Below are 13,650 nucleotides of genomic sequence, written 5' to 3' on the forward strand. Positions count from 1 at the left end.
TCGGCGTGGCCCTACGCCGCGCCAGCCCACAGATCTTGGACAGTTTCCGTTACGCGAGAACGGAAACTGTCCAAGATCTGCTCACGGCGGGGGTGCGGCGGCGTACGCCACGGGTGCGGCGCCGCCTCAGCCGTGCAGGAAGCGCAGGGCGTTGGCGGATCGGAGCTTCTCGCGTTGGGCGTCGGTGAGGAAGTCGGCGTCACGGACCACCGCACCGGCCGGCCGTTCACCCAGCGGGTACGGGTAGTCGCTGCCGACCAGCACCCGGTCCTCCCCCATCGTGTCGACCAGCAGCCGCAGCGCGGGCGTCGCGAAGACCACCGAGTCGACGAGGAACCGGTCGACGTAGCTGCTGGGCGGGGCGACGGACGCGCCCCGGACCAGGTCGCCACGGCGGTGCCAGGCGTTGTCGGCGCGGCCGAGCCAGAACGGGAAGCTGCCACCGCCGTGCGCGAAGCAGATCCGCAGCGTCTCGGGCACCCGGTCGAAGACACCGCCCAGGATCATCGCCAGCACCGACAGGTGCGTCTCGGCGGGCATCCCGGTGAGCCAACGGGCCATCCAGCGGTCCAGCCGTGGACCGTCGGGCATGTCCCACGGGTGGACGAAGACGGGCGCGCCCACCTCGGCGCAGTGCTGGAGGAAGGTGACCACGCCGGCGTCGTCCAGATCCCGGTCGCCGACGTGGTTGCCGATCTCCACACCCACGTGTCCGGCGGCCAGGCTGCGATCCAGCTCGGCGCAGGCGGCGTCCGGGTCCTGGAGCGGCACCTGACAGAACGGCACCAGCCGGTCGCCACCGGCGGCGGTGACCTCCAGGGTCAGGTCGTTGAAGATCCGGGCGACCTTCACCGCCTGGTCGGCCGGGCGGTCGTAGCCGAAGAAGACCGGGGTGGGTGAGACCACCTGCACGTCCACGCCGTCGGCGTCCATGTCGGCCAGTCGCGTCGACGCGTCCCAGCACTCCGCGCCGACCGGGCGGAACTCCGTCTCCCCCACCATGATCATGGCGGCCCGCTCGGAGTCGACCCGCAACCACGGCCAGCCGGACCCACCGCACGCCGCGCCGAGGTCCGGCCACCCCTTCGGTACGACGTGGGTGTGCACGTCGACCACACCTGCGGGCATCAGCCCTTGCCCGGGTGCAGGGTGCCGCAGTCGGCGCAGGTACGCGCCGCCTCGTCGGCGTAGAACGCCTGGAACACCGGCGGGAGATCGGCGGCGATGTCGCGGACCTGCAACTCCACCTCGTGCACCTTGTTGCCGCACTCGGGGCAGTACCACTGGAAGGTCTCCAGCGTGCCCTCCTCACGGACCCGCTCGACGACCACACCGATCGAGCCGGCCTCCGGCCGCTGCGGGGAGTGCGGGGTGTTGCGCGGCAACATCCACATCTGACCCTCGCGTACGTGCACCGTACGCGGCCCCTCCGGGGTCATCAGGTTGATGTGCATGTTGCCCTTGACCTGGTAGAAGAACTCCTCGTACGGGTCCACGTGGAAGTCGGTGCGCTGGTTGGGCCCGCCCACCACCATGACGATGAAGTCGTCCCCGCCGGGGAACATCTCCTTGTTGCCCACCGGCGGCTTCAACAGGTGCTGGTTGTCAGCGATCCAGCCCGGAAAGCTGAACGGTTCGGCGATCTCACTCACTACTGACCTCCCGAGGGAAGAAGGGCCACGGCCTGGATCTCGATGAGCAGGTGCGGGTGCGGCAACTGGTGCACCGCCACCGTCGTACGGGTCGGCCCGGACGCGTCGAAGAACTCCGCCCACACCTCGTTGTAACCACCGAAGTCGTTCATGTTGACCAGGTAGGACGTCACCTGGACGAGGTCGGTGAGGTCCGCGCCGACCGAGCGCAGCAGGTCCCGCACGTTCTCGATGACGGCCCGCGTCTGCACCCGGATGTCCAGGTTGGTCGTGCCGAGTTCGTCCACCTCGACACCGGCGAAGCTGTTGTCCGGCCGCCGTGACGACGTACCGGAGACGAAGACGAACCCGCCCGCGACCTTGACGTGGGGAAACGCCCCCCGAGGAGCCGCCTTCCCGGCGACGACCCGCGCGGTCACGACGACGCCCGCAGCGACGCGGTGCCGAGCTTCTCGACCACCGCGCGGACGTGCGCGCCGGGACGCAGCGGAACGGCCGCGGTGGCGGCCCCGGCCAGGAAGACCCACCCGGACTCCAACCGCACCCCGTGCCGCCCGGCCAGCCGGATGCCCTCGTCGAGCGCCCGGCGCGGATCACCGAGGATCGCGGCCGTCGAGCCGACCTGCGCCACGCGGCCGTCGACCTCCAGCAGCACGCCGAGGTTGTCCAGGCCCGCCGGCACCGGCGACCACGCCCCGATCACGAACGCGGCGGCCGAGGTGTTGTCGGCGATCACGTCCGGCAGCGAGAAGCGGAAGTCCGCGTACCGGGAGTCGATCAGCTCGATGGCCGGGGCGACCGCGCGGACCGCGTCGGCGAAGTCGCCGACCGGCTCACCCGGCTCGGGCAGCCGGTCCAGCAGGAACGCCACCTCCGGCTCGACCCGGGGATGGATGTACGCGGACGGGTCCACCACACCACCGTCGGGCACCCGCATCGCGTTGGTGAGCCGCCCCCAGATCACCTCGTCCACGCCGACCTGGGCCATCTTCGCCCTGCTGGTCAGCCCCATCTTCAGCCCCACCAGCCGCTCACCGGCGTCGACCCGGCGCTGGATCAGCGCGGCCTGCACGGCGTACGCGGCGTCCACGTCGAGGCCGGTCTCGGCGGCGAGTTGCGGGATCGCGGTGGCCGTTCCGGCCGCCGCCCCCAACTTCTCGGCGATCCCCGCGATGTCCGGTCCGATCATGCTGCGTCGTCCTCCGTCCGCGACCGCGGGTCACGCGAACGCTCCGTGCCGGCCAGGTCGAGTGCCACGTCCACGATCATGTCCTCCTGGCCGCCGACCATCCGGCGGCGGCCCAGCTCGACCAGGATCGACCGGACGTCCACGCCGTACTTCACGGAGGCCCGCTCGGCATGCCGCAGGAAGCTGGAGTAGACACCCGCGTACCCCAGGGAGAGCGTCTCCCGGTCCACCTGGACCGGCCGGTCCTGCAACGGGCGGACGATGTCGTCAGCGGCGTCCATCAGCGCGAACACGTCGCAGCCGTGCTTCCAGCCGTGCAGCTCGGCGACCGCGACGAAGACCTCCAGCGGCGCGTTGCCGGCGCCCGCGCCCATGCCGGCGAGGGAGGCGTCGACCCGGACCGTCCGGCCGTTCGGGGCGCCGGGGCCGGCCGGCCCGGAGCCGGTGACCCGGCCGTGTTCGACGGCGAGCACGCTGTTGGCGACACCGAGCGACAGGTTGTGGTGGGCGTGGATGCCGATCTGCGTCTCCGGCGCGAGGACCTGCCGGTACGCGTCGACCCGCTGCGCCACGTCGGACATCAGCAGGCGGCCACCGGAGTCGGTGACGTAGACGCAGTGCGCCCCGTACGACTCCATCAGCTTGGCCTGCCCGGCCAGCCCCGCCGGATCGTTCATGTGCGACATCATCAGGAACCCGGCGACGTCCATGCCGTTCTCCCGGGCCCACGAGATGTGTTGGGCACTGATGTCCGCCTCGGTGCAGTGCGTGGCGATGCGCACGCTGGTCACCCCGAGCGCCTTCGCCGCCTTCAGGTCGGCGATGGTGCCGATGCCGGGCAGCAGCAGCGTGGTCAGCTTCGCTGTGGTCAGCACCTCGGCCGCGGCGGAGATCCAGTCGGCGTCGCTGGCCGCGCCGTGACCGTAGTTGACGCTGGACCCGGCGAGCCCGTCACCGTGCGCCACCTCGATGGCGGCCACCCCGGCGGCGTCCAATGCGGCGGCGATCGTCCGCACCTGGTCGACCGTGTACCGGTGGGCGATGGCGTGCATGCCGTCGCGCAGGGTCACGTCCTGGATGTACAGGTCGGTCATGCCACCGCTCCCGTCGAGCGCAGGGCGACCAGCCGCTCCGCGGTCCGCAGCGCGGCGGAGGTCATGATGTCCAGGTTCCCGGCGTACGCGGGCAGGTAGTGCCCGGCGCCGGAGACCTCCAGGAACACCGACACCTGAAGGGCGGTGAGCTGACGCCCGAGCGTCGGCAGGTACGCCTCGACCCGGTCGAACTGCACGTCCTGCTTGAGCCGGTACCCGGGGACGTACTCCTGCACCGCGGCGACCATCTCGGTGACCGAGGCGGCGATGGCGCTGCGGTCGGCGTCGACGTCCGGGCAGAGGCAGTAGACGGTGTCGCGCATGAGCAGCGGCGGGTCGGCCGGGTTCAGCACGATGATCGCCTTGCCGCGTTCGGCCCCGCCGACCACTTCGATGGCCCGGGCCGTGGTCTCGGTGAACTCGTCGATGTTGGCCCGGGTGCCCGGACCGGCGGACTTCGACGCGATCGAGGCGACGATCTCCCCGTACGCGACCGGCGTGACCCGGCGGACCGCGGCGACGATCGGCACGGTCGCCTGCCCGCCACAGGTCACCATGTTGACGTTCGGCTCGTGCAGGTGCTCGTCCAGGTTGACCGGCGGCACCACGTACGGGCCGAGCGCGGCCGGGGTCAGGTCGACGACGGTCCGGCCATGTGCCCGCAGCACCTCGTCGTGGCGTCGGTGCGCCCCGGCCGAGGTGGCGTCGAAGACCAGCTCGACGTCGGCGAACTCGGGCATCGCGACCAGCCCGTCCACGCCGTCGGCGGTGGTGGCCACGCCGAGTCGGCGGGCCCGGGCCAGACCGTCGGAGGCCGGGTCGATGCCGGCCATCGCCACCATCCGCAGGCTGTCACTCAGCCGCAGGACTTTAATCATCAGATCGGTGCCGATGTTGCCGGAACCGAGAACCGCCACTCCGACGCTCATGCCGACACTCCGCTTCGCTCCGTGCCGCCCTGAGCGTTCACCAACCTGCGCCGATGATTCGCTCGCTGACGCTCGCTCACTTGTCGCCTCCGTCGCTGAAGCAGGTGCGCACCGAGCCGAGCCCGGAGATCCGTGCCTCGTACGCGGCCCCGGGAGTGACCGGGACCATCGGGCCGAGTGCACCGGAGAGCACCACGTCCCCGGCGCGCAGCGGGTCACCGGCGCGGGCCAGGGTGCCGGCCAGCCAGTGCAGGGCGTGCAGCGGGTTGCCCAGGCAGGCCGCGCCCGCGCCGACCGAGACCGGCTCACCGGCGTGCTCCAGCACCATCCCGCACAGTCGCAGGTCGACGTCGGCGAGCCGACGCGGCGTGGTGCCGAGCACGAAGAGCCCGCTGGAGGCGTTGTCGGCCACGGTGTCCACGATGGAGATGTCCCAGGCGGCGATGCGCGAATCGACGATCTCGATCGCCGGCAGCACGTGGTCGACAGCGCGGATCAGGTCGACTGTCGTGATCTGCGGATCCGACAGATCCTTGTCGAGCACGAACGCGATCTCCGCCTCGACCCGAGGCTGGAGCAGCCGGTCGATGGGCACCTCGACCCCGTCACCCACCGCCATGGCGTCGGTCAGCATGCCGAAGTCCGGTTGGAACACCCCGAAGGTCTCCTGCACCGCCCGGGACGTCAACCCGATCTTCGCGCCGACCCGGCGTTCACCGCGACCCTGCCAGGCCCGCGCCTGGAGTTGCTGCACGCGGTACGCGGACTCGACGTCCCCCTCCGGCAGCAGCCGCCCGCGCAGCGGCGGGCACGGCTTGCCGGTGCTGCGGGCGTCGGCCAGCTCCCGGTTGGCGGCCTCGATGTCAGCTTCCACGTTCGCTCCCTCGCTCACGACAGGTCCACGCAGACGTTGGTGAGTTCGGAGTAGAAGTTCAGCGAGTGCACGCCGCCCTCCCGACCGATTCCGGACGCCTTCACCCCGCCGAACGGGGTCCGCAGGTCACGCAGGAACCAGGTGTTGACCCAGACGATGCCGGCGTCCAGCCGGACGCCGGCGCGGTGCGCGACACCCACGTCCCGGGTCCACACCGTCGCCGCCAGGCCGTACTCGGTGCCGTTGGCCAGCGCGTACGCCTCGTCCTCGGTGTCGAACGGCGCCACGTGCACCACCGGGCCGAAGATCTCCTCCCGGTTGGTGCGGGCGTCCGGGCCGAGCCCGGTGAGCACCGTCGGCTGCACGTACGACCCGCCGTCACGGGCGTCGCCGAAGGTGGGCGAGCCGCCGCCGGTCAGCACCTCGGCGCCCTCGGAGCGGGCCAGGTCGTACGCGCCGAGCACCTTCGCCCGGTGCTGGTGGGAGATCAGCGGCATGGTGGCGGTCGCCTCGTCGGTCGGCCAGCCGTACGCCAGCTCGCCGGCCCGCTTCGCCAGCCGGGCGGTGAACTCCTCGAAGACCGGGCGCTGCACGTAGATGCGTTCGGTACACAGGCACACCTGGCCGCCGTTGGTGAAGCTGGACCGCACCGAGCCGGCCACCGCGGCGTCCAGGTCGGCGTCGGCGAAGACCAGGCCGGCGTTCTTGCCGCCCAACTCGAAACTGACCGCCTTCACACCGTCTGCGGCGGCCCGCATGATCGCGCCGCCGGTGGCCGACTCGCCGGTGAAGGTGATCGCGTCCACGCCCGGGTGGCGGGTGAGGAACTCCCCCGCCGAGTCCGGCCCGAACCCGTGCACCAGGTTGAACACGCCCTCCGGCACGCCTGCCGCGGCCATCACCTCGGCGAGCAGCGTCGCCGAGGCGGGCGTCTCCTCGCTGGGTTTGACCACCACCGCGTTGCCGCAGGCCAACGCGGGCGCGACCTTCCAGGTGAGCAGCAGCAGCGGCAGGTTCCACGGCACGATGACCGCGACCACGCCGACCGGCTTCCGCAGCGCGTAGTTGAGCGCCCGACCGCCGGTCGGGGTGACGGTCGTGAACGACTCGGTGGGCGCGGTCGCCACGATCTCCGCGAACGCCCGGAAGTTCGCCGCGCCACGGGGGATGTCCAGTGTGCGGGCCTGGGAGATGGACTTGCCGGTGTCGGCGACCTCGGCGGTGACCAGGTCGTCGAAGCGGCGCTCCAGCTCGTCGGCGACCCGGCGCAGCACCTCGGCGCGTTCCCGCTCCCCCATCCGGCCCCACGGCCCGCGCACCGCCGCCCGCGCGGCGGCCACCGCATCGTCCACCGTGGACTTCGACGCCTCGTCCACCGCGAAGACCGGCTCGCCGGTCACCGGGCTGACCTTCGTGAACGTCGACCCACCGTCGACGAACTCACCGGCGACGAAGTTACGCAACCGCTGCGGGTCGCCGTGCCCGTGGCCGGTCATCAGTCGTGGATCCCAGTTGCCGGTCATCCGCGCCTCCCTCGACTCAGCGCCGCGCCGATCGCACCGACCAGCAGCACCGCGGCTCCGCCGACGACCGCGCCGAGCACCCGGTGCTGTCGGCGCACCCGGCGGCGCACCTGGGCGTACGGGGTGGTGGAGAACGACACCAACTCGTACTGCGAAACGTACCGGCCGGGCAGGGCGCGTTCCAACGCGTGCTCCACCCGCCGTCGGGCCTGGAAGACGGGCGAGGCGACCTTGTCCCGCATCTCCACGAAGTTGGTCAACGCCATCGTCGCGATGGCCTCGGCGTTCTCCTGCCGGCGTCGCTGGAACAGCGGCAGCGCCGCCGCCCAGTCGTCGGCGCACTCGTCCAGGCAGCGGTCCAACTCGACCACGTCCTCGAACGCGCAGTTGGCGCCCTGACCGTAGAAGGGCACGATCGCGTGCGCCGAGTCACCGAGCAGGCCGACGATCCCGTTGACCTGCCAGGGGGTGCAGCGGACCGTGCCGAGCACGCCCACCGGGTTGTGCTGGTAGTCGTCGACCAGGTTCGGGGCCAGCGGGATGACGTCCGGGTAGTGGTCGGCGAAGTGCCGTTCGATCTCCGCCGGGCCGGTCAGCGAGGCGAAGCTTCCGGCGCCGTCGTTGGGCCAGAACAGCGTGCAGGTGAAGGACCGGTCCGGATTCGGCAGGGCGATCATCATGGAGGTGCCGCGCGGCCAGATGTGCAGGGCGTCCGGGTCCAGGGCGAAGTCCCCGCCCAGCGGCGGGATCGTCAACTCCTTGTAGCCGTAGTCGAGGAAGTCCACGCTCTCGTCCAGCAGCCCGTACGCGAGCAACTGCCCCCGCACCGCGGACCCGGCGCCGTCGGCGCCCAGCACGACCGACGCCTTGGCCGCGACGGTGCCCTGCGGGGTGTCGAAGCTGAGCGAGCCGTCGGTCGGGTCCAGCCCGACGAGGCGGTGGTCGAAGACGACCCGCACGCCGGGCAGGGCGGCGGCCTCGTCCAGCAGGGCGTTGTTCAGCGCGCCCCGACTGATCGAGTTGATCGCCCGGTCACCGGCCGCGCTGTACGACTGGAACTGCTGCTCCCCCTCGACCGGGTGGATCATCCGGCCCCGCATCGGCAACGCGTCGGTCATCACCTGCTCGGCGAGCCCGATCCGGCGCAGGGCGTCCAGGCCCCGCTCGGAGAGCGCCAGGTTGATCGAACGGCCCCGCTCGGCCGTGCCGTCGCGCGGGTCGGACCGACGCTCGTAGAGGGCCACCGGGTAGCCCCGCCGGGCCAGGAAGCAGGCGGCCAGACAGCCGGCCAGCCCGGCGCCGATGATCGCGATCTCGTCGCGCCGCGCGGTCACGGGTTCACCTGCCCGACCGTCGCCGCGAGCGCGGCAGCCGCACGCCAGCAGTCGAGGTAGGTGGAGTAGAGCGGCACCGGGGCGAACCGGACGATGTCCGGCTCCCGGGCGTCGGCGATGACGCCGTGCTCGTACCGCAGGCGTTTGGTCAGCTCGGCGGCGCTGCCGGCCCCGATGCGCACCGAGAGCTGGCAGCCACGCCGGGCCGGGTCGCGCGGGGTGACCACGCGCAGCGGCCGGTCGACGACGACCTGGTCGAGCAGCGACTCCAACCAGCCGGTGAGCCGCAGGCTGCGGGCCCGCAACGCGGGCATGCCGACCGAGTCGAACAGCTCCAGTGAGGTACGCACCGGGCCCATCGCGAAGATCGGCGGGTTGGAGATCTGCCACGCCTCCACAGTGGCCGGTGGCCGGGACACCGGGGTCATCTCGAACCGGGTGGCCGCCGCGGTGCTCCACCACCCCTCGAAGCGGGGCAGGTCCGGATCGCCGAGGTGCCGCTCGTGCACGAAGACGCCAGCGAGGGCACCCGGTCCGGAGTTCAGGTACTTGTAGGAGCACCAGGCGGCGAAGTCGACGTCCCAGTCGTGCAGGGCCAGCGGCACGTTGCCCACCGCGTGGGCCAGGTCCCAACCGACCACCGCGCCCGCGGCCCGACCGGCAGCGGTGATCGCCGGGATGTCCAGCAGCTCGCCGGTGAGGTAGTTGACCCCGCCGAGCAGCACCAGGGCCACCCGGTCGCCCTCGGCGGCCAGGTAGTCGGTCACGTCCTCGGTGCGCAGCGAGGTCTCGCCGTCGCGGGGGCGCAGCCGGACCACCGTGTCGTCCGGGTCCAGACCGTGGAACCGGGCCTGGCTGCGCACCGCGTAGCTGTCCGAGGGGAACGCGGCGTCCTCGATGACGATGCGGGTGCGGGCGCCGGCCGGGCGGTAGAAACTCACCATCAGCAGGTGCAGGTTGACGGTGAGGGAGTTCATCACCACGGTCTCCGCGGGCCTGCCGCCGACCAGTCGGGCGGCCGGTGCGGTCAACAGCTCGTGGTACGGCAGCCAGGCGCGCTCCGCCTCGAGGTGACCCTCGACGCCGAGCCGCCCCCAGGCGTCCAGGTCGGCGAGGAGTTCGTCGCGGGTGGCCCGGGGTTGCAGGCCGAGCGAGTTGCCGGCGAGGTACGCCGCCTCGGGGTGGTCGCCACCGTCGGCCGGCGGCACGTGGAACAGGTGTCGGTGGCCCGGGTCGGCCTCGTCCAGCCGGTGTGCCTCGTGTTCAGGGGTGTGCATGTCTCGCTCTCCGGTCACATCGCGGTACGGGCCGACCACAGCTCGGGGAAGACCACCCGCGCCATGCTGCGCTGCAACCATGCCAGGCCGGCGGAACCGCCGCTGCCGACCTTCGCGCCCATCGTCCGCTGCACCGCTTTCACGTGGTTCCAGCGCCAGTCCCCGAACTCCTCGGCGACCGCGCTCAACGCCTCGCCGAGCATGCGCAGGTGGTTGTCCGGGGCGGCGTCGTCGTAGACGCGCACCCAGGCCGCCTCGACCAGCGGGTGCGGATCGTGCTCGACGGACACGTCCCGGTTCAGCAGGTCGGCGGGGAGGTCGAAGCCGCGCCGGGCGAGCAGCGCCAGCACGTCGTCCCAGAGGCTCGGGGCGGCCAGTGCGCTGGTCAACTCGGCGTACACCTCGGTCTGCCGACGGAACGGTCGGATCAGCGCCGGGTCGCGCAGCCCGAGCAGGAACTCCAACTGCCGGTACATGGCCGACTGGAAGCCGGACGCCTCGCCGAGCAGGTTGCGGAACCTGTTGAAGTCCGCCGGGCTCATCCAGCGCAGACCCTGCCAGGCGGCGTTGAGCCCCTCCAGGTGCAGCTTGGCCCGGCGCAACGGGGCCAGCGCCTCCCAGACCTGGTCGGCGCGGATCAGCCGCTGGGTCTCCCGCAGCTCGTGGCAGGTCAACCCGAAGTACAGCTCCATGATCTGACTGACCATCAGGAAGGACATCTCGCCCGGGTCGCTGCTCAGCGGGTGCTGCATCTTGTGCAGGGCGCTGGCCTGCACGTACGCGTCGTACGGCACCATGTCGGCGAACTCCAACGTCGGCTCGCCACCGGTGCGCGCCGCCTGGGCGGCCCGCTGCCCCGGGGTCACCGGTCGCACCGCGGCGGGGCGGGTCGGGGCCCGCCGCTCCGTCTGCTCCACCATCTCGTCTCCCTCCCCCGGACTGGCCGACGTCATGATCCCGCGGCTGGATCGGCCGATGGAATGCCGAATCAACGGCGCTCGCCTCGTTCTCCTGACGAACGAAAGCCAACTAGGCGAAGCCGGTTCACGAAAGTAAGGTCTGAGCGTGGACGACATGGACTGGGCGCTGCTGCGCGAGTTGCAGGCCGACGCGCGGCTCTCCTTCAGCGAGTTGTCCCGACGGGTGCACCTGTCGCCACCGGCGGTGGCCGAGCGGGTACGCCGACTGGAGGAGGCCGGGGTCATCACCGGCTACCACGCCCACGTCGACCTGAGCCGGGCCGGTCGCACAGTCGTCGCGCTGATCCGGATGTCCTGCTACGGCGCGCGCTGCATCCTGCACGACGCGTCGGTCGCCGGCTGGCCGGAGATCCTGGAGATCCATCGGATCACCGGTGACGCGTGCAGCGTGTTGAAGGTGGCCGCCGGCTCGATCGGCGCGTTCGAGGGGGTCATCGACCGGCTCGCCCCGTACGGCCAGCCGTCGAGCACGATGGTCCTCTCCTCCCCGCTGGGCTGGCAGCCGATCACCCCGCTCCCCTCCGCCCGGGCCACCCCCCGGCAACGCTGAGCCACCCGCCCCGCCCCTGCCCGCCTGCGGGTTTGCCTCCGCGCCAACGGGAAAGCAGCGCGCGTGCCCAGGGGAGGGTTCCGGCGGTCGTCGCCGGTTGGGGGGTAATCATGCAGGGAATCCGCACTGTCAACCGTGCGATCTCGTCCGTACTGGCACTGGTGGGGCTGATCGGGGCGTTCGTCCTGATGTCGGCCGCCCCGGCGCGAGCCGGCGAGAACACCTTCGTCGAGGTGACACCGAACAGCGCCCAGGCCGGTAGCCGGGTCACCATCCGGGCGAACTGCGACAACGACAACAACAGCCGGCAGGCCAGCGTGCACTCCGACGCGTTCGGGTCTGTCACGCTCAGGCCGGACCGGGGGTTCCTGACCGCGCAGGCCTCCATCCCGCGGGACAAGCAGGCCGGTGACTACCCGGTCGACCTGCGTTGCGAGAACGGGCAGACGGCCTCCACCACGCTGACCGTGCTGAACATGGCCTCACCCAGCAAGGGACCGGCGACCGGTGGCGGCGGGACGGCCGGTGGTCGCGGCACCGGGTCACTGCTGGTGCTCGGCGGCGTGGCGCTGGTGGGTACCGCCATCGCGCTCGGCATGGCGGGCGGGCGGCGTCGGACCGGAGCCGGCTCCTGAGCCGGACGACAGATGAGCCGCAGATCCGCGCGTGCGCGGCCGGACCGCCGCGCCCGCCTCCGGGCCGGGCCGGCGCTGCGCGCGTCCGGCCGGCTGGTGGCCCGCGCGTCCGGCCGGCTGCGCCGGGTCGCCGGGCAGGCCGGGTTGGCCAGCGTCACCACCACCGATCCGGCCACCCGACCGCTGCCACCCAGGCGTCCGGCCGCAGGGGCGTCGCCGTCGACTCGACGCCGCTTCGGTACGGGCCCGGGGCTGCCGGTGCTGGCCGTCGCCACCCTGATGGTGCTGATCGTGGCGATGCTCGGCGTCGAGCAGGTGACCGGCATGAGCCTGTTGCCGGATCGACTGAGCGCCGGTTTCCGACCGCCGCCGAAGAAGTTCCCGGTGCTGTCGTCGAGCCGCCCGACCAGCCTCGCCATCGAGAAGATCGACCTACGGGCCCCGGTGCACGACGTGGGCATCGCCCCGGACGGCACCATCGCCGTGCCGGACGTGGGCCGCGCGCAGGAGGCCGGCTGGTACGACCAGGGGCCGACCCCCGGCCAGTACGGCCCGGCGGTGATCGTCGGGCACGTCGACACCACCAGCGGGCCGGCGGTCTTCCACCAACTCCGCGAACTGCGCGCCGGTGACCAGATCGAGGTGACCCGCACCGACCGGAGCGTGGCGGTCTTCGAGGTGGACTCGGTGGAACGATTCGACAAGGGGCGACTGCCGGTGGACGAGGTGTACGGCGACTTCAGCCGCCCGAGCCTGCGCCTGATCACCTGCGGCGGTCAGTGGGTCGGCGGTGAGACCGGCTACTCGGACAACGTGGTGGTCTTCGCGTCGCTGGTCGAGGCGCGTCAGGGTTGAGGCCGAACGTCGAGGTAGTCGGCGAGCCGTCCGGCCCCGGTGAGCATGGCCCGACCGCGCTCGGTGAGCCGTTCGCGCCACTGCCCGAGTGACCCGGCGAGTGGTTCGGCACCGCCGGCGTCGCGTACCCGGCGCAGCACTGTCGCGATGTGGTCGAGCCGGTAGCCGCCCCTGCGGAGCAGGTGGGCCAGTTCCGCGTCCCGGACGTCGTCGGGTGCGTAGACGCGGTGCCGGGTCACGGGGTCGCGCTGCGGTCGCAGAACGTCGGCCGCCTCCCACTTGCGCAGGGTCGCGGGGCGCAGACCGAGCCGGTGCGCCACCACGCTGATCGGCACGGCGCTGCTACTGCGCGCTGGGGGCTCTGCCCCGACGAGGGTCGCGACCGCCGCCTCGACCGTGTCCAGCGTCGCCCGGTCCCGTTGCAGCAGTGCGTGACTCTGGTCGATCCGGCGCAGCGCCGTGTCGATCTCGCCCCGGTTCACGGCACGCATGATGTCGCCGCCGGCCGCATGGCCGTGGCCGGCGACCAGCGCCAGGAAGGCGTTCAACGCCCTGACATGCACCTCGGTGAACCGGCGGTAGCCGCTCGGCGTGCGCTCGGCGGGCGGCAGGACGCCCTCCCGCTCGTAGTTGCGGACGGCCTGCGCGGAGAGCCCGTGCCGGCGGGCCAGATCGACCGGCCGGTACACCCCTTGGTTTGAGGGTTTCACAGGCACCACCGGCGGCCTTTCGCGACAAAGCTTAAACGGGTGGTTCAA

General features: G+C 71.9%; 15 protein-coding genes. 3 read left to right on the top strand and 12 right to left on the bottom strand.

Annotation, left to right across the window (positions count from 1 at the left end; genetic code table 11):
* Nucleotides 1-126 precede the first annotated feature (126 nt).
* From O7616_RS29925 to O7616_RS29975, 11 genes are all read right to left on the bottom strand, one after another.
* Nucleotides 127-1,128, bottom strand: a complete 1,002-nt coding sequence (locus O7616_RS29925) for an amidohydrolase family protein (protein ID WP_282304980.1) — start codon at nt 1,126-1,128, stop codon at nt 127-129.
* Complete coding sequence (locus O7616_RS29930) at nt 1,128-1,652, bottom strand: 3-hydroxyanthranilate 3,4-dioxygenase (RefSeq protein ID WP_282257057.1); 525 nt, start codon at nt 1,650-1,652, stop codon at nt 1,128-1,130. Before O7616_RS29930 ends, O7616_RS29925 begins: the two co-directional genes overlap by 1 nt.
* Nucleotides 1,652-2,071, bottom strand: a complete 420-nt coding sequence (locus O7616_RS29935; protein WP_282304981.1) for a RidA family protein — start codon at nt 2,069-2,071, stop codon at nt 1,652-1,654. Before O7616_RS29935 ends, O7616_RS29930 begins: the two co-directional genes overlap by 1 nt.
* Nucleotides 2,068-2,841: a fumarylacetoacetate hydrolase family protein gene (locus tag O7616_RS29940; RefSeq protein ID WP_282304982.1), complete on the bottom strand. Its 774-nt coding sequence runs from the start codon at nt 2,839-2,841 to the stop codon at nt 2,068-2,070. Before O7616_RS29940 ends, O7616_RS29935 begins: the two co-directional genes overlap by 4 nt.
* Nucleotides 2,838-3,935 (bottom strand): 4-hydroxy-2-oxovalerate aldolase, encoded by a 1,098-nt coding sequence (dmpG, locus tag O7616_RS29945; protein WP_282304983.1) that lies wholly within the window; start codon nt 3,933-3,935, stop codon nt 2,838-2,840. Before dmpG ends, O7616_RS29940 begins: the two co-directional genes overlap by 4 nt.
* Nucleotides 3,932-4,864 carry an acetaldehyde dehydrogenase (acetylating) gene (locus O7616_RS29950; protein ID WP_282304985.1) on the bottom strand — a complete coding sequence of 311 codons (933 nt, stop codon included), beginning with the start codon at nt 4,862-4,864 and terminating at the stop codon, nt 3,932-3,934. The genes dmpG and O7616_RS29950 overlap by 4 nt, the downstream gene beginning before the upstream one ends.
* 76 nt (nt 4,865-4,940) lie before the next feature.
* On the bottom strand, nt 4,941-5,738 hold the full coding sequence (locus O7616_RS29955) for a fumarylacetoacetate hydrolase family protein (RefSeq protein WP_282304986.1): 798 nt from the start codon (nt 5,736-5,738) through the stop codon (nt 4,941-4,943).
* Nucleotides 5,739-5,752: 14 nt separating this feature from the next.
* Nucleotides 5,753-7,261, bottom strand: coding sequence for a 2-hydroxymuconic semialdehyde dehydrogenase (locus tag O7616_RS29960; RefSeq protein ID WP_282304987.1), 1,509 nt, complete (start codon nt 7,259-7,261; stop codon nt 5,753-5,755).
* Nucleotides 7,258-8,595 (bottom strand): NAD(P)/FAD-dependent oxidoreductase, encoded by a 1,338-nt coding sequence (locus O7616_RS29965; RefSeq protein ID WP_282304988.1) that lies wholly within the window; start codon nt 8,593-8,595, stop codon nt 7,258-7,260. Before O7616_RS29965 ends, O7616_RS29960 begins: the two co-directional genes overlap by 4 nt.
* Nucleotides 8,592-9,872 (bottom strand): kynureninase, encoded by a 1,281-nt coding sequence (kynU, locus tag O7616_RS29970; protein ID WP_282304989.1) that lies wholly within the window; start codon nt 9,870-9,872, stop codon nt 8,592-8,594. The genes O7616_RS29965 and kynU overlap by 4 nt, the downstream gene beginning before the upstream one ends.
* A 14-nt stretch (nt 9,873-9,886) precedes the next feature.
* Complete coding sequence (locus O7616_RS29975) at nt 9,887-10,789, bottom strand: tryptophan 2,3-dioxygenase family protein (RefSeq protein WP_282307774.1); 903 nt, start codon at nt 10,787-10,789, stop codon at nt 9,887-9,889.
* Nucleotides 10,790-10,937: 148 nt separating this feature from the next.
* Between O7616_RS29975 and O7616_RS29980 the strand changes: the two genes are divergently transcribed.
* The 3 genes from O7616_RS29980 to O7616_RS29990 all read left to right on the top strand — a co-directional run bounded on the left by O7616_RS29980 (nt 10,938) and on the right by O7616_RS29990 (nt 12,892).
* The gene (locus O7616_RS29980) at nt 10,938-11,402 is read left to right on the top strand and encodes an Lrp/AsnC family transcriptional regulator (protein ID WP_282257048.1); all 465 of its coding nucleotides are present in this window, start codon (nt 10,938-10,940) and stop codon (nt 11,400-11,402) included.
* Between the two features lie 110 nt (nt 11,403-11,512).
* Complete coding sequence (locus O7616_RS29985; RefSeq protein ID WP_282257047.1) at nt 11,513-12,037, top strand: hypothetical protein; 525 nt, start codon at nt 11,513-11,515, stop codon at nt 12,035-12,037.
* 75 nt (nt 12,038-12,112) lie between these two features.
* Complete coding sequence (locus tag O7616_RS29990; protein WP_282307775.1) at nt 12,113-12,892, top strand: class F sortase; 780 nt, start codon at nt 12,113-12,115, stop codon at nt 12,890-12,892.
* On the opposite strand, the gene O7616_RS29995 is transcribed toward O7616_RS29990, so the two are convergent.
* Entirely contained in the window at nt 12,883-13,581 is a 699-nt protein-coding gene (locus O7616_RS29995) for a TioE family transcriptional regulator (RefSeq protein WP_282304990.1), read from the bottom strand. The two genes, O7616_RS29990 and O7616_RS29995, sit on opposite strands and share 10 nt — an antisense overlap.
* Nucleotides 13,582-13,650: the final 69 nt, after the last annotated feature.

It is taken from the genome of Micromonospora sp. WMMD964, from assembly GCF_029581455.1.
In the GTDB taxonomy this organism is placed as follows: Bacteria; Actinomycetota; Actinomycetes; order Mycobacteriales; family Micromonosporaceae; genus Micromonospora.

What these genes read in the sequence shown, in the direction of transcription:
- O7616_RS29925 (WP_282304980.1), bottom strand. Translation starts at nt 1,128, where the DNA reads ATGCCCGCAGGTGTGGTCGACGTGCACACCCACGTCGTACCGAAGGGG.
- O7616_RS29940 (WP_282304982.1), bottom strand. Translation starts at nt 2,841, where the DNA reads ATGATCGGACCGGACATCGCGGGGATCGCCGAGAAGTTGGGGGCGGCG.
- dmpG (WP_282304983.1), bottom strand. Translation starts at nt 3,935, where the DNA reads ATGACCGACCTGTACATCCAGGACGTGACCCTGCGCGACGGCATGCAC.
- O7616_RS29950 (WP_282304985.1), bottom strand. Translation starts at nt 4,864, where the DNA reads ATGAGCGTCGGAGTGGCGGTTCTCGGTTCCGGCAACATCGGCACCGAT.
- O7616_RS29960 (WP_282304987.1), bottom strand. Translation starts at nt 7,261, where the DNA reads ATGACCGGCAACTGGGATCCACGACTGATGACCGGCCACGGGCACGGC.
- kynU (WP_282304989.1), bottom strand. Translation starts at nt 9,872, where the DNA reads ATGCACACCCCTGAACACGAGGCACACCGGCTGGACGAGGCCGACCCG.
- O7616_RS29985 (WP_282257047.1), top strand. Translation starts at nt 11,513, where the DNA reads ATGCAGGGAATCCGCACTGTCAACCGTGCGATCTCGTCCGTACTGGCA.